Genomic DNA, 24,691 nt, shown 5'->3' on the forward strand with positions numbered 1-24,691 from the left:
CACAAGGGGTCGGCGGCATGAAGTAGGCCGCAACAGCCTGTCAAACAAGCCTGGAATCCTCCCCACCCCTACCGCTCGCAAAATTCCTGATACTGGCTAGGAGTGCAGTTCGCGTACTTCTTGAAGATGCTGATAAAGTACTTGTAGTCGCTGAACCCGCAGTCCTGGGCGATCGTGTACACTTTGCCGTCGCCGGCCTTCAGCATCTCCATCGCCTTGTGGATGCGGTAGCGGTTCAGAAAGTCGTTAAACGTATAGCTCGTCTCCGCCTTGAACTTCTGGTTGAGGTACGAAGCGCTGATGCCGAGCAGGTTGACGAGATGGTGGATGCTGATTTTGCGATGGTAGTTTTCCTGCACGTATTCGATCATCTTCGCGACATGCTTGGACGTCTTCAGCTTGTCGTCCGGCAGCGCGACGCTCGGAAGCTCGTCCTCCGACTCCTCGGAGCGGCTGGCGATCTCCTCATACTTCAGCATCAGTTCGACTTTGCTCTTGGCCGATTCGAGCGCCTTGATCAGCTGCTCCTCCTCCAGCGGCTTCACCAGAAAATCGCTCACGCCCAGATGGATCGCCCGTTTCGCAAGATGAAACTCGTTGTACCCGGAAATGATAATGCTGCTGAACGTGTGCAGCTTCTGCCCCTGCTCGATCATCGCGATCCCGTCCATAATCGGCATATTGATATCGGTGAGCACGATGTCGGGCCGGAGCTCGCGGATTTTTTCCAGCCCTTCCTCCCCGTTGCACGCCTCCCCGACGACGACGCAGTCGATCTCCAGCCAGTCGATGCTGTACTTGATGCCGTTGCGGATCATATCCTCGTCTTCCGCCAGCAGAACCTTATACATGCCCCTCGCCCCCTTCGTAAGGAATGGTCAGCGTCACCCGAGTGCCGGCCCCCGGCTTGCTCTCGATCCGGATGCCGTACTCCTCCCCGTAAAGCAGCACGAGACGCCGATGAACGTTGTACAACCCGATATGCTCCGTCGTATTTTCCGGACTCGCCAGAATTTGGTTCACCTGCTCCAGCCGCTCCTCCGTCATTCCCTGGCCGTCGTCGGAGACCTCCAGCATCAGCTTGCCATCGGCCTCGAACACGAGAATGTCGATATGCAGGCGGCTCTGGTTCCGGTAGCCGTACTTGATGGAGTTCTCGATAACCGCCTGAAGAATCAGCTTGGGCACGTACGGATCGCCAGCTTCTCCGACGACCTGAATGTTGTATTTCAGCCGCTCGTTAAAGCGGATCTGCTGCAGCTTCAAGTAATCCCGCACGTAGCCCAGATCGTCCTCCAGCCTCACGCTCCGCTCGTGCCCGACGCTGTACCGCAGCAACCGCGAAAGCAGCATGACGATCTCTTGCGCCTTGCCCGCGTCGGCCTTGATCGCATAACGCAAGGTTTCCAGCACGTTGAAAATAAAATGAGGATGAAACTGCGACTGAAGCTGCTTGATCTCGACCAGGTTGCTGATGCGGGACAGCTCCTGATTTTTGTCCATCAGCTCCCGCAAGCGGTCCAGCATATAGTTGTATTTCTCGCCCAGCGTCTGGAACTCGTCGCCCGTCCGGATGTCGACGTATTCGTTCAGATTGCCCACCCGAAGATGGCGGAAGGCGCGAACGAGCTTATCGATCGACTCGGCGTTGCGGGACGACATTTTCTGCGCGAGAAAATGAATGACGATCCACAGCAGCAGGCTGGCGGCAACCACGAAGATCGACAGCGTGATCACGGTATCGCGGCCCGATTCCAGAGAATTGAGCGCATGCACCTTGATCGGCGTTCCGGGAATTTCGCGCGTGTGCATGCCGTATTCCCCGCCGTTCAGCAGCACCTTCCCGCTTCCTTCCGCGCCGGGCTGGAACTTGTTCAGAATGCCCTTCGTGATGTTGCTTGTTGTGGCGACGATCGTGTTGTGCTCGGCGGTGACGACGGCCACTTCGTTGTTGCGGAGAAAAATAAGCTTCTGCAAATCCGTCTCGAACAGTTGATACACCAAGTAGCCTAATGTTCGCCCTTCTTCCACAATGGCCTTGCCGAACGTATAGCTCGTGATCCGATCGTGCGAATAGCGAAAACCGTTCGTCTCCGCGAGCAGCGCCTCGGGCTTAACCGAAATACGGTGCAGCAGATTTCCGAACGCCTGATCCGAGTTCAATGCGTCCGGCGGCGCGGAAGACGCCAGAAACACGCCGTCCATGCTCACGATATGGAAGATGCTCTTCACCTTCTGCCGGTTGTTGAACTCGTAAAACTCCGCGTACACCTTCTCGCTGCCCAGCTTCGTGCGCACGTAGTCGAGCGCCGCCGGGGATTCCGCCATTCGCAGCGTCTCCCGCTCATACTGCCGGTATACCTCTCCGATCGATTCGGCCATCGCCTCCGTCGCTTGGGCGGAGCGCTGCTCCACCGCCATTCTGCCGTTCACGATCGTAAAAGCGAAAAACAGCGCGATCAGAATCCCGAACGGAATGAGCGTATACAGCCGGAACAGCCGGCGGGTCGATTCCTGGAAATTGCGCTTTTTCTCCTGTCCCATGACGACTCCCCCTTCCGGCGCTCGCGCAAAATGCCAAAACAAGTCGGCTCCGTAGTTCATACCGGGCACCGACTTGCTGGTTCAGCTATTCAGTGGTCGTTCTGCTGAGAACCGAAACTTATGAACACTCCATTATAGCGTAAATTCCTTCTTCCCGGTCATCCGCAGGAATATGAGCAGCGAGACGACCGTAATGGCGGTCAGAATCGAGGACAGCGCCGCCGCTACCCCGTAATTGCCCCGCACGACCTCGGTATAGATCGCGACCGTCATCGTGCGCGTGCCGCCGGTGTACAGGATAATCGACGTGCTGAGCTCCGTAATGATCGTCACCCAGCTCAGGATCGCCCCCGACACGACGCCGGCGAGCATCATCGGCAGCGTGATCTTGAAGAACGTCTTCATCTGGGACGCGCCCAGACTGATCGCCGCCTCCTCGATGCCGCCGCTGATCTGGTGCAGAATAGCCGCGCTGGATCGAATCGTGTACGGCAGCCTCCGAATGACGAACGCGATGACCATGATGGCCGCCGTGCCGCTCAGGATGAGAGGCTTGTCGTTAAACGTGACCAGCAGGGCAATGCCCAGAATCGAGCCGGGCACGATGTAAGGGAACATCGTGAACGTATCCAGCGTATTCGTCAGGGCGTTCCGTCTGCGAACCGTCACATAAGCGATCAGCACGGCCAGCAAAATGATGATGACAATCGCGGTAATCGCCAGCATGAACGTATTGGTAATGACGTCGCCGATGTTGTCGAAAGCTTGCCGGTAGCTGTCGAGCGAGTAACCCGGGACGAAAATCCGCCCCGACGTCTTCTGGAACGACGTGTACATGACGTAGAGCTGCGGCATAAGGGCAAGCAGCGTATACAGGTAGATGACGACATGGGCGGCGATGTTGCCGATCCCTTTTTTCTTCTTCGCCTCGATCGGGTTGAGCGCGCTCATCGTGTACGATTTGCGGTTCGCCACGAACTTCTGCAGCAGGAACACCGCGGTGGCGAACAGCACGACGATGACGCTGATCGCGGCGGCGAAGCCGTCGTCTCCTCCGACTTCGCTGATGAATTCGGTGAAGATGAGCACCGGAACCGTCTTGTAGCCTTCGCCGATCAGCATCGGCGTACCGAAGTCCGCGAGCGAGCGCATGAAGACGAGCAGGCCGCCCGCCAGCAGAGTCGGCGTAATGAGAGGCAGCAGCACCTTTCTCATTTTGGCGAAGCCTTTGTAGCCCATGCTTTCCGCCGCCTCCATCAGCGACTGGTCCACATTCTTGAGCGCGCCGGAGACGTACATGAAGATCAGCGGCACCATCTGGAGCGTCAAGACGAGCAGAATGCCGGTAAATCCGTATATGTCAGGCATCGCAATCCCGAGCGTATCCTTGAAAAACCGGGTAATGACGCCGTTTCTCCCGAGAAGCAGAATCCAAGAGTAGGCGCCGATGAACGGAGCCGACATGGACGAGATCAGAATCAAAATTTGAATCGCGGAGCTTCCTTTGATTTTCACGGTGGACATAATATACGCCAGAGGCGTCGCGATCAGCGCCGCCAGCAGCGTGACGCAGACCGTTACCTTCATACTGTTCCACAAAGCGTTCAAATAATAAGGCTTGCTGAAAAATTTAGTGAAATAGGCCAGCGACAGCTCACCCGTATTGCCGTCGTAGAAGCTCTTGAACAGCATCGTGAACAAGGGCAGCGCAAGAAACAGAATGTAGAAAACGAATATGATCAGGGAGAGGTTGGTCCAGACGTCGAATCTTTTTCGCGCTTGGATCATGGGCGTCCGCTCCCCGTGTAGTTCGTTTCTCCGCGAGCGTCGTAAATGTTGATTTTATCCTTCTTCACTTTCAGATGGATGATCTGATTCGGCTCAAGCGGCCGCGCGGTCGTCGATTCCTGGGTAATCTCCACGCTCTGTCCCGATTCCAACGAGACGAAATAATGCGTCATCTGGCCGAGGAATACGCTGTGCACGATTTTGGCCTGGATGCCCGTTCCGTCCTCGCTGATGACGAACTCCTCCGGGCGGATCGACACCTTCACCGCCAGCAGCGGCTTATTCTCATCCTCATCGGGAATGCGCAGACCGTCGACCGGCTCTTGATAGCCTCCTTCTCCGAAGCGCAACATGCGCGTTCCCTGGTTGCTCGTCAGCGCCGCTTCCAGCACGTTCGTGCGGCCGATGAACGTCGCGACGAACAGATTGGCCGGACGCTGGTAAATTTCCTGCGGCGTGCCCAGGTGCTGAATGACGCCGGATTTCATGACGGCGATTCGGTCGGAGACGGCCATCGCCTCCTCCTGGTCGTGGGTCACGTAGACGGTCGTGATGCCGACGTCCCTCTGCAGCTCCTTGATCGCATTGCGCATATCGACGCGCAGCTTGGCGTCCAGGTTGGACAGCGGCTCGTCCATCAGCAGCACGTCCGGCCGAATGACGATCGCCCTCGCCAGGGCGACGCGCTGCTGCTGGCCGCCGGACAGGTTCTTGGGCATACGGTCCTTGTACTGCTCGATCTGGACGACCTTCAGGATGTCCTCCACCTTGGCGGCAATGTCCGGCTTGGCGAGCTTGCGGTTCTGCAAGCCGAACGCGATGTTGCCCGTGACCGATAGATGCGGGAAGATCGCGTAATTCTGGAATACCATGCCGATGTTCCGCTTGCCCGGCTCCACGTTGTTGATCGTCTTCTCGTTGAACTTGATCGTGCCGCCTTCGATGCTGTTGAAGCCTGCGATCATGCGCAGCAGCGTCGTTTTTCCGCAGCCCGAGGGACCGAGAAGGGTGAAAAATTCACCCTTCTTGATCTCCAGGGACAACTCCGGAATGACGGTGGCGTCTCCGTATTTTTTGACCAAATCCTGAATGGATATCGTCACGCTCATCTCGTTGTCACCTGCTTTTCTTCCATAATGGCGACCCTATTGCAGGCTCGCGAACAAGTCGGTATATTTCTCGACGATCTTCGATTTATTTTCGCTGACATACTTCGTGTCCTCGTCGATCATCTTGATGTCGCTGTACGGCGTCATGTAGTCGCCGAGCTGCGCGTCCTTGCGAAGCGGGCGGTTCGTAAGCTGGCTGCCGAACGCGTCCTGCGCTTCCTTCGAGAGGATGAAGTCGATGAATTTCTTGGCGTTCTCCAGATGAGGAGCGCCCTTGATAATGCCCGAGCCGGCGTCGAGGAATACCGCGCCTTCCTTCGGATAGACGACCTTGACGGGAGCGCCGTTGCGCACGTAAGTGCTGGCCGGATCTTCGTAAGTCAGGCCGACGACATATTCTCCGTCCGCGACGCTCTTGTGGACTGCGCCGGAGCCGCTGGCGATTTTGCCGTTCAGGTTTTGGATCAGCTCGCCGACGTAGTTCCATCCTGCCTCGTTCTCGTAATCGCCGCCTATCGCCTTCAGCATATTCGTCAATTGAGCGAACGCGGAGCTGGAGCTGGCCGGGTCGGCCGAAGCGATCTTGCCCTTCAGCGCCGGGTTCAGCAGATCGGCGTAGCTGTCGATCTTGATGTCGCCGACCAGGTTCGTATTGACGAGCAGCACGCTTCCGTCCCCGATGTACGGAGTCGCGAAGCCGCTCGTATTGCGGTGGCCCTCCAGCAGAAACTCGTCGTTGGGCGATACGTACGGCTCGTACAGATCTTTGTTGCTGAGGTAACCCGCCATCGATCCTCCGAACATGACGTCGGCGTACGGATTCGATTTTTCGGACTGAATGCGCTTTAAAATTTCCCCGGTTCCGGCAGTGACCAGCTCGACGGTAATTCCCGTCTGCTTCTCGAACATCGGGATGATCGTCTTGACGATCTCTTCGCTGTTCGGGCTGTAGACGACCAATTTGTTTTCCTTCGAAGATTTCGAACCGCCGCCGCACGCGCTGAGCGCCGCCGCGAACATCGTGCATACCAGCAATAAGATAGAAAGCCTTCTCATTTTGTATTCACTCCAGTAGTGGATTTTGTTTTGAATGCCCTTTCATTGTATCGGGCTTATTCGATTTAAATAATCCTACGATCCGAGAACATCGTCTAAAATTCGCAACCGAATTGGGATATGTTGGGTGAGTACGAAGGGGATACGAAGGCAAAAGGTCGGATGCATGGCTTGGAGGGAATCCTTGTGGAGGGGAGGCGGGGCCTTGGCGCTGGCAGGGCGGGAGCCTGGAGGCCAAAAAAGTGCCTTGGCGCTGGCGGGACGGGAGCCTGGAGGCCAAAAAAGTGCCTTGGCGCTGGCGGGACGGGAGTCTGGAGGCCAAAAAAGTGCCTTGGCGCTGGCAGGGCGGGAGCCTGGAGGCCAAAAAAGTGCCTTGGCGCTGGCGGGACGGGAGCCTGGAGGCCAAAAAAGTGCCTTGGCGCCGGCGGGACGGGAGCCTGGAGGCCAAAAAAGTGCCTTGGCGCTGGCTGGGCGGGAGCCTGGAGGCCAAAAAAGTGCCTTGGCGCTGGCAGGGCGGGAGCCTGGAGGCCAAAAAAGTGCCTTGGCGCTGGCAAGGCGGGAGTCTGGAGGCCAAAAAAGTGCCTTGGCGCCGGCGGGACGGGAGTCTGGAGGCCAAAAAAGTGCCTTGGCGGCCCCCTCCGCGATTAGGTCAAGCTTAGCCGCGACCCGTCTTGTCCTTCTTCTTGGCGTAAAATTCCGCCGCCTTCTGCCGGTTGCCGCATCTGTCCATGCTGCACCAGCGCCGCCGTCCGCCCTTGGACGTATCTACAAAATGAAGAATGCAGTTCTTATGTTCGCATTGTCGGATTCGTTCCGGAGGATATGTGCCGAGCGTTTCGGTCAGCGAATCCAAAATCCCATAGCGCACTCGATCCATGAGGCTTCGCCCCTCACGGGTCAGCACGGGAATCCCTGTCGTCCCGTCGATTCGGGCCTCGAGCGATACCCGGCCCGCTTCCTTCTTCAGATCGGACATCGTGCTTTCCGACAGTCTCATTTCCAACGCCAGTTCGTCAAGCGCCCTTACACACAGCTCTCTGAGCTGCGCCAACTGATCGGTCGCGGCCCCGGCCTCGTCCTCTCCTGCCGGCCAGCCGTGCGCATCCAGCCACGTATGAACGAAGCCGGGCTCTTGGAGGAGATCGGTCCTCTGTTTATCTCGAAAGATATAGGTATTGGCCAGGTCGATCCAGGCGGCGCCGCCAAGCCCAATCAGGTCTCTTTCCATATGCTGTCCCCTATTCGATATTTCGTCTTTAAACCGTTACGGTTTCTGTTGCCCCGATCAGGGACAATCCGACTTTCCCCTCCGCGGCGGTCCGGAGACGAGCTTCAATGTCCGGAGTCTCCCGGTAGACCGGCGGATGGTGAATCGCTTTGTAATGAATCGGCACCAGCGTTCCCGCCCCGAGAACGTGCGCCGCCGCGACGGCTTGCTCCGGCGTCAAGCAGATCGGCTGTCCGCTCGCCGTTCTTCCCGGCAATTCCAGCACCGCTCCATTGACCGGCAAACAGGCGGCGTCGATCGGTCCGTACGCTTGGGCGATGCTCCACCAGTATCCGTGCCATAACGTATCCCCGCAATGAATGGCCGTACGTCCGTCCCCTTTCACCACCCAGCCGACCTGAACGTCGCCGACGCCGTCCACCGAAGGAACCGGGATGACCGAGACTCCGCCCGGAATCCCGTACACCTCGCCGACGGAAGCGGCGATAACATTGCCCAAGCCGGCCGCTCGCGCCGCGTCCGCAACGTCTGCCGGTGCGTACACGGGGATATTCGCCCCATAAGCGGCGACGATGGCGTCCGGATCGAAATGGTCCTCGTGCAGATGGGTCAGCAATACGGCGTCGGTCGCTCCGAACTGCGCCAAGGGATACATCGTCTCCCGCGCGCCCCCGAATCGCTCCGGAATTCTTGTGACCGGGTCGATCATGACCGAGCTTCCTCTTAAGGTAACGCGAACTCCCGCCCATGGCAGTCGTTGAATTTCCATAGCGATCACCCTCCTTTTTATAACCTTTAATATAGTTATTTAACGGTTATCATTCAAGGGAAGCATAACATCCCTTGCATAACCTGTAAACATATATTTAAAGGGTTATATAACCCCAAAGCGAAAAACAAGCCATTCAGAAGAAATGTCTTTCCTCCGGCTATACTACAATATCTGTATATACTACAATAATAGAGACATTCGAAGAAACGCTGACCCGGTGAACGATAAAACGGAGAGTTGGAGGGATCGCAAAGCATGAACGGTTTGAATTCCCGTCCGGATTACGCCATCGAGACCGATGGACTGGTCAAAAAGTTCGGAGATCAGCGCGTCGTCGACGGAATCTCGCTGCAGGTGCCGAGAGGTTCGATCTACGGTTTTCTGGGTCCAAACGGAGCAGGAAAAACAACGACGATTCGCATGCTGGCCACGCTGCTTCAACCGGACGAAGGCTCCGCGAAGGTAATGGGCTACGACTTGGCCAAGGAGACGGACCAAGTGCGCCAGCGCATTAGTCTCACGGGCCAGTTCGCCTCGGTCGACGAGGATTTGTCAGGTCGGGAGAATCTCATTTTGATCGCCCGGTTGGTCGGGTTCGCCAGGACGGACGCGAAGGCGCGTGCCGACGAATTGCTGAAGGCCTTCCATCTGGAGGAGGCGGCGCAGCGGCAAGTGAAGAAATATTCGGGAGGCATGCGGCGGAGAATCGATATCGCGGCCAGCATCGTGGCGGCGCCCGACCTGCTGTTCCTCGACGAGCCGACGACGGGGCTCGACCCGCGAAGCCGCAACCAGGTGTGGGACATCATTCGCGCGCTCGTCCGCAACGGGACGACCGTATTTCTAACGACGCAGTACTTGGAGGAAGCGGATCAGCTCGCCGACCGGATCGCCGTCATCGACCACGGCAAGCTGATTGCGGAAGGAACGAGCTCGGAGCTGAAGGCTCTCGTAGGCGCGGGCAGACTTACGGTTCATTTTCAGGCGGCGGACGATCTCGAACGAGCGGCGGTCATCCTTGGCTCGTTGACGCAAGAGACGTTCGAGAAGGATGAACGGGCGTTGAAGCTGATCGTTCCGATCGCGGACCATAGCGCCGCGGCCGCGACGATCAGCCGGTTCGTGACGGAGGACTTGCGGATCGCGGATTTCTCGATGGGCCAGCCCAGCCTGGACGAAGTATTCTTGACGTTAACGGGCAAGAAACCGGACTCGCCGGAAGCGGAAGGGGAGGAATCGGAAGATGTACATCAAGCAGGATAACGCGACCGATCTGCAGCGGGCTTTAACGTTGTCGCAGCGTCCGGGGCGTCCCGGGGCCGTCGGCGCTTCCTTGACCTTCGGCTGGCGGGCGCTGTTGAAAATCAAATACGTCCCCGAGCAACTATTCGACGTAACGGCTTTCCCGATCATGTTCCTGCTCATGTTCACCTATCTGTTCGGAGGCGCGATCTCCGGCTCCACCGGGGAATATTTGAATTTCGTACTGCCGGGCATTCTCGTCATGACCGTCTCGATGATCACGATGTACACGGGCATCGATCTGAACAAAGACATTCAGAAAGGCATATTCGACCGGTTCCGCACGCTGCCCTTCTGGCGTCCCGCGGCTCTCGTCGGGGCGTTGCTGGTAGATGCGGTCCGTTATTTGCTCGCTTCGACCATCATGATCGGACTCGGCTACATCCTCGGCTTCAGGCCCGCCGACGGCTTCGGAGGCCTTGTGCTCGGCGTTCTCGTGCTGCTGCTGTTCGCCTTCAGCCTGTCCTGGGTATGGACGTTCCTCAGTCTCATCGTTCGTTCCGAAAAAGCGCTGATGGGCATCAGCATGATGGTGCTGTTCCCGCTTACGTTCCTGAGCAGCGTCTTCGTCGACACTTCGACGATGCCCGGCTGGCTGCAGAGCCTGGTCGACGTCAACCCGGTCACGCTGGTCGTGAACGCGGTGCGCGGTCTGGCCCACGGCGGCTTGGAGAGCGGGTTGCTTCCTATCGTCTTCCTGCTCTCCGCGGCGTTCGTCGTCGTATTCGCTCCATTGACGATGTATTTTTATAACCATAAAAGGTAGCACCGCAATCAACGGCCAAAGGCCCATCCCTTCGTCACTCGCAGATGACTCGTTAAATCCCGGTGCGGGTACCGGCCCCGTTACCGGATCGGATGACCCACTCCGATGCGGCGAGAAGCAAGACGATCGTGCCGTATATTCCGATCGTGTAGCCGACGGCGTATCCCAGTCCGAAGCCTGCCGTCAGCAAGGTCGTGAACAGGTGGATCGACAGATTCGTGAAGCAGAAGGCGAAGCTGCGAATCATCCATTTCCGATGGTTGGCGGCGCGCCTTTTGCGCGCTTGCACGACGGCGGCGATCGTCATGGCCGGCCAGATTATATTCAGCAGATTAAAAGCCATGCCGGCCGCCTTGCCTCCCGTCGCATAAGGAGCCATGTAGCCGGAAGTCAGGACGACGATCATCACGGAGGCTACATAGGCGTATCCGTTGAGGCGATGGAACCTCGGGGATTTGCGGCGCAAGGAAGATGAGAAATTGACCGCTCCGGACAGCATCGCCGCGCATGCGGCAACGACATGGACGTACATGACGTTCAGCCAGACGGGAACGTTCAGCGGACGCTTCAGATCGGATTTATGGCCGAGAAACTCCGCCGCTTGGGGATCGTGGACGAAATTTTTGTACAACGCATAGACGACGAACGCAGCGGCGACGATCAGCATGAGGCGGTATAAGCGTTTGGCGGTTGACATGGACAAACTCCTCCGAATTTATGCTATGATGAACCCGATGACCATCGACCGGCGATCAGGCAAGCAGGAACGAAAGGATCGGGATCATGCGCAAAGGCGAGAAAACCAGGCTTCATATTATCATGAAATCCGCGGTGCTGTTTAACGAGAAAGGCTACGCGGCCACTTCGATGCAGGACATTATGGAGGCTACCGGACTGACCAAGGGCGGTCTGTACAGGAGCTTCTCCAGCAAGGAAGAGATCGCGCTGGAAGCGTTCAAGTATGCGGGCACCGTGCTCTGGGAGCGCTTCGCCCGGGCCGTCGAAGGCCGCAAGACCGCGACGGAGAAAATCTTGGCGATGAGCGACGTCTACAGCGACACCGTCCACAATCCGCCGATGGCGGGCGGATGCCCGTTCCTGAATACCGCGATGGAGAGCGACCACGCCTTCCCCGCCTTGCGGGAACCGGCGATCGGCGCCTTCGAGCAGATGTCGGCGTTCATCCAAGGTCTGCTCGAGGAAGGCAAAGCCTCAGGGGAATTCGCCCCGGACATGGATTCGGAGGCGGCGGCCTCCTTCGTCTTCTCTTCGATGGAAGGCGGCATTATGGCCAGCAGGCTTACGCTGGACAACAAGCACGTCCGTAATTCGAAGGCTCAGATCGAGCGCTGGCTCACTTCGTTCCGACGCCCGTGAACGCGTGTCCCCGCGAACTTGGACGCCGGCAGCAGCCCGGCTTTGGCCGTCCCTGTCATTTCGTCGCCGTCCACCCTCGCATCGAACTTCAGGTTCAGACGCAGCGGTTTCGTGACGCTCTGCATCCAGGTCAATCGGTTGCCCCGCGCCTCGAGATCGATGAGATCGGCCCGTTCCTCGCCCTGCTTGGCCGTCCCTTCCAGTCGTCCGCCCTTCTCCTCGATTTCCAGCACGACATCCAGCTTGCCGATCGGCGTGGACAGAACGATCTCCCAAGTTCCTGCAACGGCCGCTTCGCCCTTGGCTTGCGCAAGCTCGCGTTCGCCGGGAGCATCCTCGTCGTACGCTCCCGACTGCCCGGATTTCGCCGAAGGAGCGTACCCTTCCGATTTCCAGACCGTCCCCCGTCTTTCGTACTCGAACAATCTCTCCACCTCGATCGCGACCCGCGACCCGAACTCGCGCTCAAGCAGGTAAAGCGCCACGTCCAGCCCGGAAGTGACTCCGCCTCCCGTCACCAGATCTCCGTCGTCTACGACTCTCGCCTGAACCGGAACTGCACCGGTCGCGCTCAGCACTTCCATGCCCAGATGATGCGTCACGGCATGTCGCCCTTCGAGCAGCCCTCCCATGGCCAGTGCGAGCGAACCGCCGCATACGGTCGCTACCGTCATTCCGGGCTTGCCTAACGCTAGCCCGACCGCCTCCGTCAATCCGGTCTCCGCAGCTTTGGCGAGCAGCGTCGGAACCGAATCCGGCTCGTCTCCGTCGACATCGCCGGAGGCTCCCGGGACGAGGATAATGCCTTCGAGATTCGGATCTAACGCGCCGCTGGCGGCAATCGTCAATCCCTTCGTCCCGCTTGGAACGTCTCGCGCGCCTTCCGCCGTCACGAGCTCGACGGAGAGCGCTCCGCCGGTATAGGCTTCGGCGGCGGCGAACACCTCGTATGGAGCTAACGCATCCAACAGATCGAACCCGTCGAACAGCGCGATTTGAACTCGTTTCATCGTCCATCCCCCATTTTGAGACCGAACCGTTCGGTCTCTTTTAGAGTAAACGACGATCTCCCGAATGTAAACCGCGGGTTGTGACGATTTCATAAAAGCGGCCCGCACCGCTTCGGCGGCATAGAGAAACCCGGCAACTCCTCTTGCTCGGGAGGAATTGCCGGGTTGTCGCGTCTTACGGCTTGCCGTTCAAATTCAAAGTCGGAGTCTGATCGAAGAAATTCCATGGCTTCAGCAGCGCGTACACCCATTCCGTCGGCATGATCGGCCACTCTTCCGCGCGGGCGACGTGCGTCGTTCCGGTAGTCAGCCAGACGACGTTGTCCGTGTTGTCGATCGACTGGTCGTCCGCCGTAAACTGCCCGAGCCCCGTGTCGGTCTTGGCCCGGTTCGGGTATTTGCCCTCGGGGTAGCGCTCGTCCGGATCGTAACGGGTCACCCAGATTTGCTTGTCCATGAAGCTGACCCGGTTGAACAGCCACTCGTCTTCGCTGAACTGCGCCCCCTTGGCGATCGGGTGCGTGCCTCCGGCGTAAGGGATCAGTTGATAGGATACCGGGTTGCCGACCTTGTTTTCCTTGTTCAGGTTGGTCAGGAGGCGGATCGTCGACGGATCGAACTTCTGCGCCGCCTCCCGCTCGGTCTTGACGATCCGCTGCACGGTCTGCATCGTGCTCTCGCGCGGTCCGCCCGCCGTATTCTCGGCAATGATCGGATCGATCTCCATCAGCGAATTGCTCTCCCCGTCGACGTCCAGATCGAGGCGGAAATTATAAATATGCTGGTGCGTCGTTCCGACGATGTTATGGTCGATCAGCGTGCCGTACTTCGTATCCTCAGCCGCCGTCTCGTCGTGCATCGTCTTGGAGACGACGCCTTTGACCGCTTCGATGCCGGTCGCTCCGGCGTTGATGCCGATCGTGCCGTTCTGGGCGAACACCCAGTCGAAAATGTAATCGTAGTTGCCGACGGTGCTGATCCAGCGGACGACCAGCTCCCGGCGTTCGGCGCTGACGTTGTCGCGCCCCATCTCCTGATGCTTGAATTCCGGTCCCGCATAACGTTCGAATACCGCGATCGAATTCGGGATCGTCATCGGCTGTCCCGTAAAGTCGGCGATCGTGGAGTCGAGCAGCACCGCGTTATCCGGCGCGTCCTTGCCTCTCTCGATGGACGAGGTCAGCGTCCCCATCCCGTATTCGCCCGAATCGAGATACGCCTTGAAGTACCAGCCTACGTCCGGGTCGCCGTAAGGAACGATCATGCCGCCGAGCGAGCCCTCGTACATGATTTTCCGCTTCGAACCCTGATCGTTGTAGGTGACGGTGGACAGAATCGGGCCGACCCGGGAATCGAGACGAACGTGAAAATTCCAGTTCTGCCACTGAATCGAGTTGCCCGTAATCGTGTAGTTTTTGCCTTCCGGCTCGACGATCTCGAGCGGCTTAAAGCGAGGCGCCGCCTTCACGTCCCTGCCGTCGTACGAGGTCGGCTTCATCGGAATCGGCACGACTCCGTCGTCTTCGACCTTGATCACTTTTTTCGTCTCCAGATCCACGACGGCAACCAGATTTTCGATCGGATGCGCCCAGTAATTGCCGTCCCCCGTATCCAGATAAGCTACGACTTTCAGCAGCCGTTGGTCCTGCTTCAGTTCGTCCTTGCCGTCGAAATAGCCGACCGTCAGAGGCGTGGACACCACCTGCGTTACGTCCTTAATTCCGCGCTTGGCCAGCGCCGCCGCGTACTCCGGGCTATCCTCGATCGCCGCTTGCACCGCCATGAAGTCGTCGAGAAGGATCATCCCGTGAGCGCCCTCGACCTCTTTCCAGATCAGCACCTTCTTCTCCGCTAGATCGACCGTTCCCTCTATGACTTGTTTACCGTCCAAAATAACGAACGCGGCGCTCCGGTTAGCCGTGACCGGCTGTCCGGTGTAGGCGAAATTCCACACCTGAGCCTTCGGCGGCTCCTTCAGGGTAATCTCCGTAAAGCGATACCCCTCTTTGTACTTGCCGGCAGCCTTCAGAACGTCCACTGTCGAAGCAATCTCCTCGTCAGTGAGCGGATTGAGCGGATGCGGACGAGTCTCCACCTGGAATGTGCGATCCAGCCCCGATTGGAACACTTCATTGATAAAATGGTGAGAAACGTACGACACGTTCTTCTTCAGGATAACGGGCGCCTCCAGCTCCAGACGCTGCCCGTTCACCGAAGCTGCGTTGGAATTGGGCTTGACCCGGACCAGAGTTCCGTTCTTCTCCAACAGGATCGTACCGGAAAATTCGTCCCATTTGACCGTCGCCCCGAACTCCTCCAGCGTCGAACGCAGCGGCACGAACTCTTCGGCCCCGCCGTGAGCGTTCGCCTTCGGCGCCAGCGGCGTCACCGCTCCGCCGCCAAGCGCAACCGTCATCGCCGTGCCCAGAACGGCCGTCTTCTTCAGCAACCCGCCATTTCTTTTCCTCATCCGGTATGACCTCCCTAATTGCGATATTTATTAATGTTAGTTTAGTTGACGCAATAGTGAGGTGTATTGTAAAAAACGGAACAACTCTTCTCTTTTGTGTCATTTATATTAACATTAATGCATTGACGAGAAAGGGAAGCCTCTGCTATGTTAGTACAAAATCGAGCCTGGCAGGAGATGGCCCCATGGGGATCGAGAAAGAGCGGATGAAAGGCTGCGGCATCATTCAGTACGGACTGCAATGGCAAACGAACGGCTACGAGGAACGCCGGATAAGCTACGCGAACGAGCCCGTGCTCTACTACCGGTTCCGGTCGGATTCCGGCGGCGGAGCAGTCCACGTCGTCCCCGACGGCTGCACGGACTTGATGTTCTGCTGCGAGCCATCCAAAGCTCAGGCGGAAATATGCGGAACGGTGCTGGAGGGGAAGAGCATCTCCCTCGTTCCGAACGCCGACTATTTCGGCGTGCGGCTGTCGGTCAAATCGAGCATGATGCTTCCGGGATTGCCTCTTAAAGAAGCCATCGGCTTGCAGGTGCCGTTCGAGGAAGCGCTAAGGCCCTATTCGAGGGTAGGCGAGAAGTTAGCCGAAGCCGACACTTTCGAGGATAAAATCGCCCGCTTCGAACGGGACTGCCTGCCTCTGATCGTGCCGGACGGCGGAGCCTCCGGGCTCGTCGATTACTGTCTGTCGGCGATGCACCGCTCCTGCGGCTCCGTCGCGATCAAGGCTCTGGCGGAGAAGTGCGGCTATTCCGAACGTTACGTGAGGACGAAGTTCGAGCAGACCGTCGGCATGCCGCCCAAGCTGTACAACCGAATCGTGCGGTTTCAACAGGCTCTGGAAGGCGTCGTTCGGGGAACGAGGCCGTTAACGGAGGTGGCGAACGACCGCGGATACTTCGATCAGGCGCACTTCATGAAAGATTTCATGACGTTCAGCCGCTTGTCCCCAAGCCAAATCAGGTCTTTATGCTCTCTCCGCGGTCGAACTCTTCTCTGAGTAATCGGCGGCTTCTATAATCCCAATCTGAAGGGCCCCCTGATTCCGGTGTCCGACGGCGTCGGGGAGGTGGTCAAGCTCGGGGAAGGCGGACCCGGTTCGGCTTGGGAGACCGGGTGAGCCCGATCTTCACTCAAAGCTGGACGACTCTGCCGTGCGCCGGCGTCACTGTCTGGCACGCCATCGTCGAAGAAGGTCAAGTCAAGGCCGGAGACACGGTGGTCGTGCTGGGCAGCGGCGGAGTCTCGCTGTTCGCCCGCCGGGAAAGGATCGAAGCGATGAACCGGGCCATCTCCCGGCACGCGCTTCGTCCGGTCGTCGACCGAGTCTTCCCTTTCTCGCAGTCGGTCGATGCCCTGCGTCATCTGCAGAACGTGTCCTACTTCGGCAAAATCGCCATCCGATTCGATCAGAATGCGGCCTCGGCAGGCTGAAGCGAGTCCAGAAACGCCCGCATCGCATGAGAGACCCATTTGCGGGGATGCATGCATGTTTGCAAGCTCAATCGGAGATCCGGATGAGAGAACGGGAGCGCCGCCAGTTCCCCTCTTCCCAGCTCGGCATCGGCGGCCAGCCGGGGCAGGATCGCAATGCCTCCTCCGGCGGCCACGCACCCTTTGACCGCTTCCGGATTGCCGATCTCTAGGCTGATCCGGTACGGAATGCCTTCGGCCCTCAGCAGCTTCTCCAGCATAATGCGGTAGTTGCACGTCTCCTCCGTCATGATCCACTCCTCGCCGCCCAGCCGCCGCAAGTCCACCCGGTCAAGCCGGGCGAGCGGATGATCGGGCGCGGAGACGAGCACGAGCGGCTCTTCGCGGATTTCCGTCCATTCCAACGCGGGATCGGTCGGCTCGCCGACGAGCATAAGGCCGAAGTCGAGCTCCCCCTCCTTGACCCGATGAACGATCCGATCCTCGCGGTCCGGCTGCAGCCGGATGTTCAGCTCCGGATAGCTTTGCCGAATCCGCTGCACGAACGGCGGAAGATAGTAGGCCGCGAGCGAATCGATCGTGCCGATCGTCAAGCTTCCCCCTCCTTGCCTCGCCAGCTTCTCCTTGGCCTGCTGGTGCAGCTCCAGCATTTGCGTGACGGTCTTCAGCAGCTCTTCGCCCGCGGAGGTCAGCCGCAAGCCTCGGCCGTATCTCTCGAACAGTTGAACTCCGAACTCCTTCTCCAGCTTCTGAATCTGCGTCGTTACGCTCGACTGCGCATACCCGAGCTGCTCCGCTGCCCTCGTGAAGCTCTGCCGCACGGCGACTTCCCGGAACGTCTGATAATAGACGAGATCCACTGCCTCCACCACCCATCAACATTATTGATAATGATTATTATATCTTATAGATAACTATGATGGTATATGGCGTGATACAGTAGGTTCAAACCGTTTGCTAAGGAGGCAATTCCATGTTGAGCGCTGCGGAGTTAAAAGGAATGTACGTACCGGTCGTCACTCCCTTCCTGCCGAATGGGGAGCTGGATCTGGTCTCTTACGGAACGTACGTCAAGCATCTATTGGAGAAGGATATCGATGGGCTGGTCGTAGGGGGCACGACAGGGGAGAGTCCGACGATCTCTTGGGAGGAAGTCGAGGCGCTTGTTCTCGCGACCCGCGAAGCAATGAGGTCGCGAAGCGTTCCGATCGTCGTCGGAACGGGAACGAACAGCACGGCGGATACCGTTCGGCGAACGGAAATGGCCGGCCGGATCGGCGCGGACGCCGCGCTCGTCGTCACTCCTTACTACAGCAGGCCGTCGGAAGCCGGCATTGTGGAGCATTACCGAAGAGCTTCCCGGACGGGCGTGCCGGTGATCGCCTATGAAATCCCCGCCCGTACCGGCGTCCGGCTGTCGGCCGGAACGATGCGGACGATTCTCGATCTGGAAGGAGTCATCGGATTAAAAGACAGCTCCGGCAGCCTGAACCTGCTGCAGGAGCTGAGCCGGGCCGATACGAAGCCGGTGCTGTGCGGAGAAGACTCCCTTCTCTCGGATATGCTCCGTCAAGGCGCCAGCGGAGGCATATCGGCTTCGGCAAACGTACGCACGGCGGACTTCATCGAGGTATGCCGCCAGGCGGCAGCCGGAAACCATGCGGCAGCGGAGAGAACGTTCGACGGACTGCGGCCGCTGATCCAGGATCTGTTCCGCGAACCGAGCCCCGCGCCGCTCAAATGGCTGCTCGCGCGGCAAAGCCTTCTCGCCGACGACGCCGTTCGGCTGCCGATGAGCCCGATTACGCCCGAGCTGCAAGCGCGACTGTCCCGTTATGTTGCCGGGTAAATGCGCCGACCCGCCGGATAGGGCTGCTTACAAGCCTTTGCCGCCGATCGGACGCACCTTCACCGGCTTGACGCCGGCGATCAGCGGCCGGCAGCGTTGGATAACCGCCAGCACGCTCTCGTTCTTCAGGGAGGCGGCATGCGCCTCTTCGCTCTCCCACAGCTCCGATATCCAGAGCGCATCCGGCTCATCTACCGACTCGCTGATGATGTAGTAGATGCAGCCCTCCATTCCCTGCAGCGTCTCGGCGGACTCCAGCATGAGCCGGGCCAGCTCATCTCGTTGGCCCGGTTGGGCGATCAATTGGCCGAACATCGCAAACTTGCTCATCGTCGTCGATCTTCCTCTCTTGATTCAGATTGGGATTGGGATTGGGATTGGGATTGGGATAACATCGCTTCGTAATGCGCCGCCATTCGCGAGGCCGCCTCGGCCATTCTGCGGACGAGAAGATCGGACTCGATCGCCAGCGCGGTGCTGTATGGCATCAGAAAATAAGGCACGTAAGTATGCAGCGTGGACCGCTCCAGCCGGAACACGGCCTCGCCGGGGCAGCGTTCGGCCAGCGCGTGTCCGAACAGCCAATGCCGGCACAGCTCGTTCAGCGCCTGCTCCCCCGCTCTGATCTTCACGGTCTCAAGCTCCTGCGAACCCGCCCCGGAGAGCAGGTTGCCGAGGAGGAAATCCTTGGCCGAGAAGGAGACGGGCCGTTCGAAGCGGCCTTCCGTTTCCCGCAGCACCGTGATCCGGTCTACCCGGAAGCTGCGCGGTTCTCCGCGATAGCCGCAGTGTCCGACGGCATACCAGCTTCCTTTCCAATACACGATGCCGTAAGGATCGAACGATCGGGGAGGCGACGGTTCGCCCTTCCCCCGCTCGTATTCCATCTCCAGCGTCCGTCCCTGGCCGGCCGCTTCCTCGAGCGTCTGCAGGAACGTCCGGTATTTGCCGTCGATCGCGGGATAGATGACCGACAAGCCGCCGCCGTGGCGTTCCAGGCGATCCAATTGCTTCTCGTTCGTGTACCGCTTAAGCTTGTCCACCGCTCTGTCCAGCGCCTCCGAATGCGGATAGCCGGCTTCCCGCGCGAAGATCGCGGCATGGACCAACCCCTTCCGCTCATCCTCGTCGAACAGAAGCGGAGATTCGGAGAAGCCGTCCATGATGCGGTAACCTCCGTTAGGTCCCGAATCCGCGATGATCGGCACTCCGCTGGCGCACAATGAATCGATGCAACGATAGACGGTCCGCACATGAATCTCCAGCTTTTCCGCCAGCTGCTTCGCCGTCATCTGCTTGCCCGACCGCAGCATCCACAGGATCGATAACATATTGTCCGCTTTGGTCACGATTCAAACCTTCCTTCCCGGCACGCAATCAACTCCATTGTACGCCACTTCTAGACGTTATTCACGCCTTTTAAGCAGTTGTTCACGCCTTTTAAGCGAGCGGAGTCTTTCCTTGATCGACCCACGTCTCGTAAGTGGGGCCGTAGATTTCCGGAGGCCGCAATCCAGCCTGCCTCATCAGCACCGTCATCTGACCCCGGTGATGCGCCTGATGCATCAGAGTAAATCGCAAGGAATCGCCGTTCCTCCATTGTTCTCCCATGATCGTCCTCGCCTCTCCCAGACTGTCGTCGCTCCACTGAACCCTTACCGCTTGAAGCAACGCCGAGCTGATGCGGCGGTATTCCTCGGCGATCCCGGCCGCGCTTCCGGGAGCAGGATCCGCCCCTCCGTCGAAATCAAGCCCGAGCGCAGCCATGAACCGCAGCGAAGTCACCAGATGCCAGGCCAATTCCCCCAGTGTCCGGCGGTCCGCGGCGATCGCCTGCCGCAAGGAGTCGTCGGTCAATCGCCCGAGCACCCGATCCGTCAACTCGGACTCGCTCTCCCATTCCTTCGCGAACGCTTCGATTGTCGCAAACATCGTATCTGCCTCCTTTTTCGACCTCACCAGCAGTATACGCCCTGGTCCCTGACAGAAACGGTCAGTCATTTCGGAACACTCCGCGCGATTTTTCCCGGCGCCTTGCCGTTCGCTTGACATTTGCGGGACTTGCCTATAATTTGGAACCTAGGGACATGCACGGCAGCATAGGCGCGCTAAGAGCGATTCCATCTTCGATCTCGGGAGGAAAAGAACATGCTAGCCAATCTATACTCATCGGAAAAAGGCCACGTCGCGCGTTATGAGCGGGATTTGAAACATTCCGCGGAACAGGCGTGGGCGTGGTTGACGGATAACGGAAAGCTGGCGCAATGGTTCGCCGAGCTTAGCTCGCACGATCTCCGCGAAGGCGGAACCATGCGCTTCGATATGGGTGACGGAACGTTCGAGGAGATGAAGATTAAGGACTTCTCGGAGGGATCTGTGCTGGAGTACGAATGGGGCGAGGACACCGTCCGCTTCGAGATCGAGCCGCGGCCGGACGGCTGCAGACTCGTCTTGATCGAGACGATACGTCGGATCACGGATCATACGCCGAAAGATCTGGCCGGCTGGCACGTCTGTCTGGACGCGGTGGAAGCTCTGATGAACGGCGGAGAAATCCTGTCGCGCGAAGACGAGTGGAAAACGCGATACGAGCAATACGTCGAGGCGATTCGGGCGCTGTAGCTCGAACCGCCTCTTGTTTATTCCGCCGGAGTGACGCGGACGGGAGTCCCGAATCGCTTGGCGGATTTGGCGCGGGCACGCGCGATCTCGACAGTGCGGTCGCGCGAAGGAGCTCGGGTGACAAGCGAGTCGAGCAGCTTCTGAGCGGCATCGCCGACCTCCCGTACCGCGAGCAGGAAAGCTTCCTCGTTCGCCTTCGACGGTTCGTTGAAGCCCGACAGCTTCCTCACGAATTGAAGCGCGGCCGCCTGCACCTCGTCGGGCGATGCAGGAGGATCGAAGTTAAACAGCGTCTTAATGTTTCTGCACATCGCTTCTCGCCTCACTTTTTCTTTTTCTTCTGCGCGGCGTCGTCACCTCATCAAAAAATTGGGGAAACGAGCGTCCAATACGTTCATTATTAACCAATAATCGGCTCCACGCAACGAGGAGTCGCGCCGGAGCCGATCGGATTTTTGCGATATTATTGGCTTAACGCATCCAGAACGGCCTGCACGCCGTACGTATTGCCGAGCGGGCCGTAGCCCAGGGCAAGCTGTCCGTCGATGTCATAGACATGGCCGTTCTGAACGGCCTTCAGCGTGTTCCAGACGCCGCTCTTCGACCACTCGTCAGACAAAGCCGGAAGCGACGGATCGGACACGTTGAACTGGCCCAGGAACAGATGGTCGGGATCGAGCTGACTCAAGCCTTCCAAGGACAGCTGCGCGCCTTCCTCCATCTCGCTCGACTCCGGCGCCTTCAGCCCAAGCCCTTCGTAATACGTCGGCAAGTAATTCGTTCCTTGCAGCCAGGCTTCCTTGGGTCTGATCTGCACGAACGCAACCGATCCCTCGACGCTCGCCAGCTTCTCCTTCGCGGATTGCACCTTCGCCCGGAAATCGGCGATGTAGCTCGCTGCGACTTCCTCTTGGCCGAGAATGCTGCCGAACTCGGTCACGACGGAAGGCCAGTCTCCCCACACGTCCGTTTTCTGCTCGTCGAGCACGACGGTCGTGGCGATTTTCGTCAGGGAATCGACGATGTCCTTGTTGATGGCGTTGCCCGCGATAATAACGTCGGGAGCATAGGCCAGCAGCGCCTCCAGGTTAACCGTCGTATTCTCCCCGACGATCGCCAGCTCCTCGAATCGTTCGGTGTACGGTTTGTACGTATCCGTATGCAGGACGGACTGCTTCTCGGTGAACGGAAGCGCGAGCGCGACCGACTTCAAGTCGAACAGCAGAATCGAATCGGTGTAGCCCCAATGAACGACCGCCACTTTCTGTGGCTGCTTCTCGATCGTAACGTCTCCGTTGGCCGCATGGATCGTACGGGGAAAAGCGGCTGCGGGCGAAGCTTCTTCGCTCGAGCTTGGACTAGGACTGGAACTAGGGCTAGATGCGCTCTCGGTCTGTGCGGGAGAAGAAGAAGAAGACTCTTGTCCGCTCGGAGAGCCGGAATTCGAGCAGGCGCCGAGAAGAAGCGCAAGGACAAGCATGAGCAGCGATAATGTCACGGGAAATCTACGGTTAACCATGTCAAGCATCCTTTCTGAATCACGCGGGTTATATGTGATAACGATTCTCATTATCGAATATAACCATATCACCTTGTATCTATGTTGAAAATGGAGAGTTTCCCGAACTTATAATGGATGATTTCGCTCCCGGCGCATGCCGACTTTGCCCGGCGGCACGCCCTTGTGCTTCTTGAACAGCCTGCTGAAATAATAGGCGTCCGCATACCCTACGCTCTTCGCCACGACTCCTACCGGGAACTGTCCCGTGAGAAGCATCTCGTTCGCCCGGTTCATCCGGTACTGGATCAAGTAGTCGATCGGGCCGATTCCGGCGTATTTGCGGAACAGGGAGGAGAAATACTTCGCCTTGATCTGATAGCGCTCCGCCAGCATGTCCAGCGTAAGCGGCTCCGCGTGATGCTCCCGAATATACTGAATCGCCCCGTCTATCAGAGGATAGCTCTCCTTGTTCTGGCTGACCCTCTCCGACAGGAGAATATGGTTGACCAACCGATAGAACAGCGCCTTTTTCTCCAGCAACCCCATGCTGTCGGGGGAAGCGGCAGCTTCGAGCAGACGGTCCAGCACGCGCAGCAGCTCCGGATCGGGAGGGACGTGCAGCATCGACACCTCGATCAAGCCGCGGGCATCCACCCGATCGGAGGGCTCCGGCAAATAGTGAACCAATCCGTACTCGAAGCCCTCCGCTCCCGGGTAGATTTCCAGCTTCTGTCCCAAACCGCCCAACAGCACTCTTCCCGGCTCAAGCCGGTAACGGTCCGAACCGCCGAATACGAACTCGGCGCTCCCTCGCAGCGCGATGACGACGGCGCACTTGGTCGTCGGTCTCGCGACATGTCCGCTGTAGACCTGATCGGCCCGCAGCTCCGTTCGGAAGACTCCGTATATGCCCAGCGGAATTCTCGCGAAATCCCGCGCCAGCTCCTCGTACGAACAGTCCATGCCGATCCTCCCCCCGACCTCGCCGATTCCTTTTCTCCCTATTATAGACCAGTCCCCGCCAGCCGCCTACCTAGTCCCTGGAGGCTTTCAGCTTGCACGCCACGTAAGCCGGGGCCGTTCTAAAATAGGTCATATGATCGCCTCGCGGCGGGACGATGTGCGATGGGCTTATGTACATATATGCAAAGGGGGCAACCGCTAAGAAAAAAGAAGCATTTGGTCGTCGGCCAAATGCTTCTCCCCGGGCGAGTCTGAAATCAGCCCTGATAATAAGGCTGCGGAGGCGGCGGCGGGGGAACGGACGCGGTGCGCATCAGCAGATCGTTATGAAAGTGCGCCATCGCGGTATACATGTACGGCACTAGCCAGAGGGCTCCGATGCCCAGCGTGAACGGAACGAGCAGCGCCCAGCCGATAAAGCTGAGCATCAAGAAAAACAATCGCCCCTTGTTACCGACCATCATTTCCTTGCTCCGGCGAATCGCCTCCAACGCCCCGATTCCCGGATTGTCCTTCAGGATGTAGTAAGCCTGCGAGTACCGGAATCCCGCGATGATTCCCGGAATAACCAGCAGCAAGCTCCACAGGAATACGAAAATCAGCATCAGCAGATACAGAACGAAAGTTTCCCCGAATCTCGGAAATCCGCTGAAGAGCGTCTCGGTCGCAGGAGATTGACGGCGGGACAAATCAAGGAAGAAAGCCGTTAATCCGTAAGTCATCGCCCCGGCGCATAGGAAGGCGGGAATCCAACCCAGAAGCGGAATGATCCCGATCGCTCCCAAAGCCCACAAGACGAAGCTATACAATAAATAGTGAAGCACTGCGCTCGTCCAATTGCCGGACAAGCTCTCTCTTGCTCTAGCGCGAAATTCTGCACTGGTCGGCACGACTCT

At 58.5% G+C, this 24,691-nt stretch carries 26 protein-coding genes; 8 read left to right on the forward strand and 18 right to left on the reverse strand.

What is annotated here, in order from left to right:
• Positions 1 to 68 precede the first annotated feature (68 nt).
• From ACESLM_RS05765 to ACESLM_RS05785, 5 genes are all read right to left on the reverse strand, one after another.
• Positions 69 to 851, reverse strand: coding sequence for a response regulator transcription factor (locus tag ACESLM_RS05765; protein WP_372630541.1), 783 nt, complete (start codon positions 849 to 851; stop codon positions 69 to 71).
• A complete protein-coding gene (locus tag ACESLM_RS05770) occupies positions 844 to 2,544 on the reverse strand; it encodes a sensor histidine kinase (RefSeq protein WP_372630542.1) in 1,701 nt (566 codons plus the stop codon). Before ACESLM_RS05770 ends, ACESLM_RS05765 begins: the two co-directional genes overlap by 8 nt.
• 132 nt (positions 2,545 to 2,676) lie before the next feature.
• On the reverse strand, positions 2,677 to 4,332 hold the full coding sequence (locus tag ACESLM_RS05775) for an ABC transporter permease (RefSeq protein ID WP_372630544.1): 1,656 nt from the start codon (positions 4,330 to 4,332) through the stop codon (positions 2,677 to 2,679).
• On the reverse strand, positions 4,329 to 5,441 hold the full coding sequence (locus ACESLM_RS05780; protein WP_372630545.1) for an ABC transporter ATP-binding protein: 1,113 nt from the start codon (positions 5,439 to 5,441) through the stop codon (positions 4,329 to 4,331). The genes ACESLM_RS05775 and ACESLM_RS05780 overlap by 4 nt, the downstream gene beginning before the upstream one ends.
• A 36-nt stretch (positions 5,442 to 5,477) precedes the next feature.
• On the reverse strand, positions 5,478 to 6,497 hold the full coding sequence (locus ACESLM_RS05785; RefSeq protein ID WP_372630547.1) for an ABC transporter substrate-binding protein: 1,020 nt from the start codon (positions 6,495 to 6,497) through the stop codon (positions 5,478 to 5,480).
• 242 nt (positions 6,498 to 6,739) lie between these two features.
• On the opposite strand from ACESLM_RS05785, the gene ACESLM_RS05790 reads away from it, so the two are divergent.
• Positions 6,740 to 7,156 (forward strand): hypothetical protein, encoded by a 417-nt coding sequence (locus ACESLM_RS05790; protein WP_372630549.1) that lies wholly within the window; start codon positions 6,740 to 6,742, stop codon positions 7,154 to 7,156.
• Here the strand turns inward: ACESLM_RS05790 and ACESLM_RS05795 are convergent.
• Together ACESLM_RS05795 and ACESLM_RS05800 are read right to left on the reverse strand one after the other, a co-directional pair.
• Positions 7,153 to 7,725 (reverse strand): CGNR zinc finger domain-containing protein, encoded by a 573-nt coding sequence (locus tag ACESLM_RS05795; RefSeq protein ID WP_372630550.1) that lies wholly within the window; start codon positions 7,723 to 7,725, stop codon positions 7,153 to 7,155. The genes ACESLM_RS05790 and ACESLM_RS05795 overlap by 4 nt on opposite strands.
• Before the next feature lie 28 nt (positions 7,726 to 7,753).
• A complete protein-coding gene (locus tag ACESLM_RS05800) occupies positions 7,754 to 8,494 on the reverse strand; it encodes an MBL fold metallo-hydrolase (RefSeq protein ID WP_372630552.1) in 741 nt (246 codons plus the stop codon).
• 258 nt (positions 8,495 to 8,752) lie between these two features.
• On the opposite strand from ACESLM_RS05800, the gene ACESLM_RS05805 reads away from it, so the two are divergent.
• Both ACESLM_RS05805 and ACESLM_RS05810 read left to right on the forward strand, forming a co-directional pair.
• Positions 8,753 to 9,760, forward strand: a complete 1,008-nt coding sequence (locus tag ACESLM_RS05805) for an ATP-binding cassette domain-containing protein (RefSeq protein WP_372630554.1) — start codon at positions 8,753 to 8,755, stop codon at positions 9,758 to 9,760.
• Entirely contained in the window at positions 9,741 to 10,565 is an 825-nt protein-coding gene (locus tag ACESLM_RS05810) for an ABC transporter permease (RefSeq protein ID WP_372630556.1), read from the forward strand. Before ACESLM_RS05805 ends, ACESLM_RS05810 begins: the two co-directional genes overlap by 20 nt.
• Positions 10,566 to 10,617: 52 nt before the next feature.
• Here ACESLM_RS05810 and ACESLM_RS05815 read toward each other — a convergent pair whose 3' ends face one another.
• On the reverse strand, positions 10,618 to 11,262 hold the full coding sequence (locus tag ACESLM_RS05815; protein ID WP_372630558.1) for a DUF2306 domain-containing protein: 645 nt from the start codon (positions 11,260 to 11,262) through the stop codon (positions 10,618 to 10,620).
• An 86-nt stretch (positions 11,263 to 11,348) separates the two neighbouring features.
• On the opposite strand from ACESLM_RS05815, the gene ACESLM_RS05820 reads away from it, so the two are divergent.
• The gene (locus ACESLM_RS05820; RefSeq protein WP_372630560.1) at positions 11,349 to 11,942 is read left to right on the forward strand and encodes a TetR family transcriptional regulator C-terminal domain-containing protein; all 594 of its coding nucleotides are present in this window, start codon (positions 11,349 to 11,351) and stop codon (positions 11,940 to 11,942) included.
• Here ACESLM_RS05820 and ACESLM_RS05825 read toward each other — a convergent pair.
• Together ACESLM_RS05825 and tynA are read right to left on the reverse strand one after the other, a co-directional pair.
• Positions 11,903 to 12,952 carry a DJ-1/PfpI family protein gene (locus tag ACESLM_RS05825; protein ID WP_372630562.1) on the reverse strand — a complete coding sequence of 350 codons (1,050 nt, stop codon included), beginning with the start codon at positions 12,950 to 12,952 and terminating at the stop codon, positions 11,903 to 11,905. The two genes, ACESLM_RS05820 and ACESLM_RS05825, sit on opposite strands and share 40 nt — an antisense overlap.
• 175 nt (positions 12,953 to 13,127) lie before the next feature.
• Positions 13,128 to 15,422 carry a primary-amine oxidase gene (tynA, locus tag ACESLM_RS05830; protein WP_372630564.1) on the reverse strand — a complete coding sequence of 765 codons (2,295 nt, stop codon included), beginning with the start codon at positions 15,420 to 15,422 and terminating at the stop codon, positions 13,128 to 13,130.
• Between the two features lie 185 nt (positions 15,423 to 15,607).
• Between tynA and ACESLM_RS05835 the strand changes: the two genes are divergently transcribed.
• Together ACESLM_RS05835 and ACESLM_RS05840 are read left to right on the forward strand one after the other, a co-directional pair.
• Positions 15,608 to 16,426 carry a helix-turn-helix domain-containing protein gene (locus ACESLM_RS05835; protein ID WP_372630566.1) on the forward strand — a complete coding sequence of 273 codons (819 nt, stop codon included), beginning with the start codon at positions 15,608 to 15,610 and terminating at the stop codon, positions 16,424 to 16,426.
• 104 nt (positions 16,427 to 16,530) lie between these two features.
• A complete protein-coding gene (locus ACESLM_RS05840; protein ID WP_372630568.1) occupies positions 16,531 to 16,860 on the forward strand; it encodes a zinc-binding dehydrogenase in 330 nt (109 codons plus the stop codon).
• On the opposite strand, the gene ACESLM_RS05845 is transcribed toward ACESLM_RS05840, so the two are convergent.
• Positions 16,836 to 17,720 (reverse strand): LysR family transcriptional regulator, encoded by an 885-nt coding sequence (locus ACESLM_RS05845; RefSeq protein WP_372630570.1) that lies wholly within the window; start codon positions 17,718 to 17,720, stop codon positions 16,836 to 16,838. The two genes, ACESLM_RS05840 and ACESLM_RS05845, sit on opposite strands and share 25 nt — an antisense overlap.
• A gap of 113 nt (positions 17,721 to 17,833) precedes the next feature.
• On the opposite strand from ACESLM_RS05845, the gene dapA reads away from it, so the two are divergent.
• Positions 17,834 to 18,709 (forward strand): 4-hydroxy-tetrahydrodipicolinate synthase, encoded by an 876-nt coding sequence (gene dapA, locus ACESLM_RS05850; protein WP_372630572.1) that lies wholly within the window; start codon positions 17,834 to 17,836, stop codon positions 18,707 to 18,709.
• 27 nt (positions 18,710 to 18,736) lie between these two features.
• Here dapA and ACESLM_RS05855 read toward each other — a convergent pair whose 3' ends face one another.
• The 3 genes from ACESLM_RS05855 to ACESLM_RS05865 form a co-directional block, all read right to left on the reverse strand.
• Entirely contained in the window at positions 18,737 to 19,039 is a 303-nt protein-coding gene (locus ACESLM_RS05855; protein ID WP_372630574.1) for a putative quinol monooxygenase, read from the reverse strand.
• A complete protein-coding gene (locus ACESLM_RS05860) occupies positions 19,036 to 20,058 on the reverse strand; it encodes a helix-turn-helix transcriptional regulator (RefSeq protein WP_372630575.1) in 1,023 nt (340 codons plus the stop codon). The genes ACESLM_RS05855 and ACESLM_RS05860 overlap by 4 nt, the downstream gene beginning before the upstream one ends.
• 91 nt (positions 20,059 to 20,149) lie before the next feature.
• Entirely contained in the window at positions 20,150 to 20,641 is a 492-nt protein-coding gene (locus ACESLM_RS05865; protein ID WP_372630577.1) for a DinB family protein, read from the reverse strand.
• Positions 20,642 to 20,857: 216 nt separating this feature from the next.
• Here ACESLM_RS05865 and ACESLM_RS05870 point away from each other — a divergent pair, with 216 nt between their 5' ends.
• Positions 20,858 to 21,331, forward strand: coding sequence for an SRPBCC family protein (locus tag ACESLM_RS05870; protein ID WP_372630579.1), 474 nt, complete (start codon positions 20,858 to 20,860; stop codon positions 21,329 to 21,331).
• 17 nt (positions 21,332 to 21,348) lie between these two features.
• On the opposite strand, the gene ACESLM_RS05875 is transcribed toward ACESLM_RS05870, so the two are convergent.
• The 4 genes from ACESLM_RS05875 to ACESLM_RS05890 form a co-directional block, all read right to left on the reverse strand.
• A complete protein-coding gene (locus tag ACESLM_RS05875; RefSeq protein WP_372630581.1) occupies positions 21,349 to 21,642 on the reverse strand; it encodes a DUF2277 domain-containing protein in 294 nt (97 codons plus the stop codon).
• Positions 21,643 to 21,794: 152 nt separating this feature from the next.
• Positions 21,795 to 22,850, reverse strand: coding sequence for an ABC transporter substrate-binding protein (locus ACESLM_RS05880; RefSeq protein WP_372630583.1), 1,056 nt, complete (start codon positions 22,848 to 22,850; stop codon positions 21,795 to 21,797).
• Positions 22,851 to 22,958: 108 nt separating this feature from the next.
• Positions 22,959 to 23,795, reverse strand: coding sequence for a helix-turn-helix transcriptional regulator (locus ACESLM_RS05885; RefSeq protein ID WP_372630585.1), 837 nt, complete (start codon positions 23,793 to 23,795; stop codon positions 22,959 to 22,961).
• 257 nt (positions 23,796 to 24,052) lie between these two features.
• Positions 24,053 to 24,685: a DUF975 family protein gene (locus ACESLM_RS05890; RefSeq protein WP_372630587.1), complete on the reverse strand. Its 633-nt coding sequence runs from the start codon at positions 24,683 to 24,685 to the stop codon at positions 24,053 to 24,055.
• Positions 24,686 to 24,691: the final 6 nt, after the last annotated feature.

The sequence above is a fragment of the Cohnella sp. genome (assembly GCF_041641335.1).
Lineage (GTDB): Bacteria > Bacillota > Bacilli > Paenibacillales > Paenibacillaceae > Cohnella.

Bases quoted from the DNA above. Each gene is read 5' to 3' on its own strand.
- ACESLM_RS05765 (WP_372630541.1), bottom strand. From the start codon at position 851: ATGTATAAGGTTCTGCTGGCGGAAGACGAGGATATGATCCGCAACGGC.
- ACESLM_RS05770 (WP_372630542.1), bottom strand. From the start codon at position 2,544: ATGGGACAGGAGAAAAAGCGCAATTTCCAGGAATCGACCCGCCGGCTG.
- ACESLM_RS05775 (WP_372630544.1), bottom strand. From the start codon at position 4,332: ATGATCCAAGCGCGAAAAAGATTCGACGTCTGGACCAACCTCTCCCTG.
- ACESLM_RS05780 (WP_372630545.1), bottom strand. From the start codon at position 5,441: ATGAGCGTGACGATATCCATTCAGGATTTGGTCAAAAAATACGGAGAC.
- ACESLM_RS05785 (WP_372630547.1), bottom strand. From the start codon at position 6,497: ATGAGAAGGCTTTCTATCTTATTGCTGGTATGCACGATGTTCGCGGCG.
- ACESLM_RS05795 (WP_372630550.1), bottom strand. From the start codon at position 7,725: ATGGAAAGAGACCTGATTGGGCTTGGCGGCGCCGCCTGGATCGACCTG.
- ACESLM_RS05800 (WP_372630552.1), bottom strand. From the start codon at position 8,494: ATGGAAATTCAACGACTGCCATGGGCGGGAGTTCGCGTTACCTTAAGA.
- ACESLM_RS05805 (WP_372630554.1), top strand. From the start codon at position 8,753: ATGAACGGTTTGAATTCCCGTCCGGATTACGCCATCGAGACCGATGGA.
- ACESLM_RS05810 (WP_372630556.1), top strand. From the start codon at position 9,741: ATGTACATCAAGCAGGATAACGCGACCGATCTGCAGCGGGCTTTAACG.
- ACESLM_RS05815 (WP_372630558.1), bottom strand. From the start codon at position 11,262: ATGTCAACCGCCAAACGCTTATACCGCCTCATGCTGATCGTCGCCGCT.
- ACESLM_RS05820 (WP_372630560.1), top strand. From the start codon at position 11,349: ATGCGCAAAGGCGAGAAAACCAGGCTTCATATTATCATGAAATCCGCG.
- ACESLM_RS05825 (WP_372630562.1), bottom strand. From the start codon at position 12,952: ATGAAACGAGTTCAAATCGCGCTGTTCGACGGGTTCGATCTGTTGGAT.
- tynA (WP_372630564.1), bottom strand. From the start codon at position 15,422: ATGAGGAAAAGAAATGGCGGGTTGCTGAAGAAGACGGCCGTTCTGGGC.
- ACESLM_RS05835 (WP_372630566.1), top strand. From the start codon at position 15,608: ATGGGGATCGAGAAAGAGCGGATGAAAGGCTGCGGCATCATTCAGTAC.
- dapA (WP_372630572.1), top strand. From the start codon at position 17,834: ATGTTGAGCGCTGCGGAGTTAAAAGGAATGTACGTACCGGTCGTCACT.
- ACESLM_RS05855 (WP_372630574.1), bottom strand. From the start codon at position 19,039: ATGAGCAAGTTTGCGATGTTCGGCCAATTGATCGCCCAACCGGGCCAA.
- ACESLM_RS05865 (WP_372630577.1), bottom strand. From the start codon at position 20,641: ATGTTTGCGACAATCGAAGCGTTCGCGAAGGAATGGGAGAGCGAGTCC.
- ACESLM_RS05870 (WP_372630579.1), top strand. From the start codon at position 20,858: ATGCTAGCCAATCTATACTCATCGGAAAAAGGCCACGTCGCGCGTTAT.
- ACESLM_RS05875 (WP_372630581.1), bottom strand. From the start codon at position 21,642: ATGTGCAGAAACATTAAGACGCTGTTTAACTTCGATCCTCCTGCATCG.
- ACESLM_RS05880 (WP_372630583.1), bottom strand. From the start codon at position 22,850: ATGGTTAACCGTAGATTTCCCGTGACATTATCGCTGCTCATGCTTGTC.
- ACESLM_RS05885 (WP_372630585.1), bottom strand. From the start codon at position 23,795: ATGGACTGTTCGTACGAGGAGCTGGCGCGGGATTTCGCGAGAATTCCG.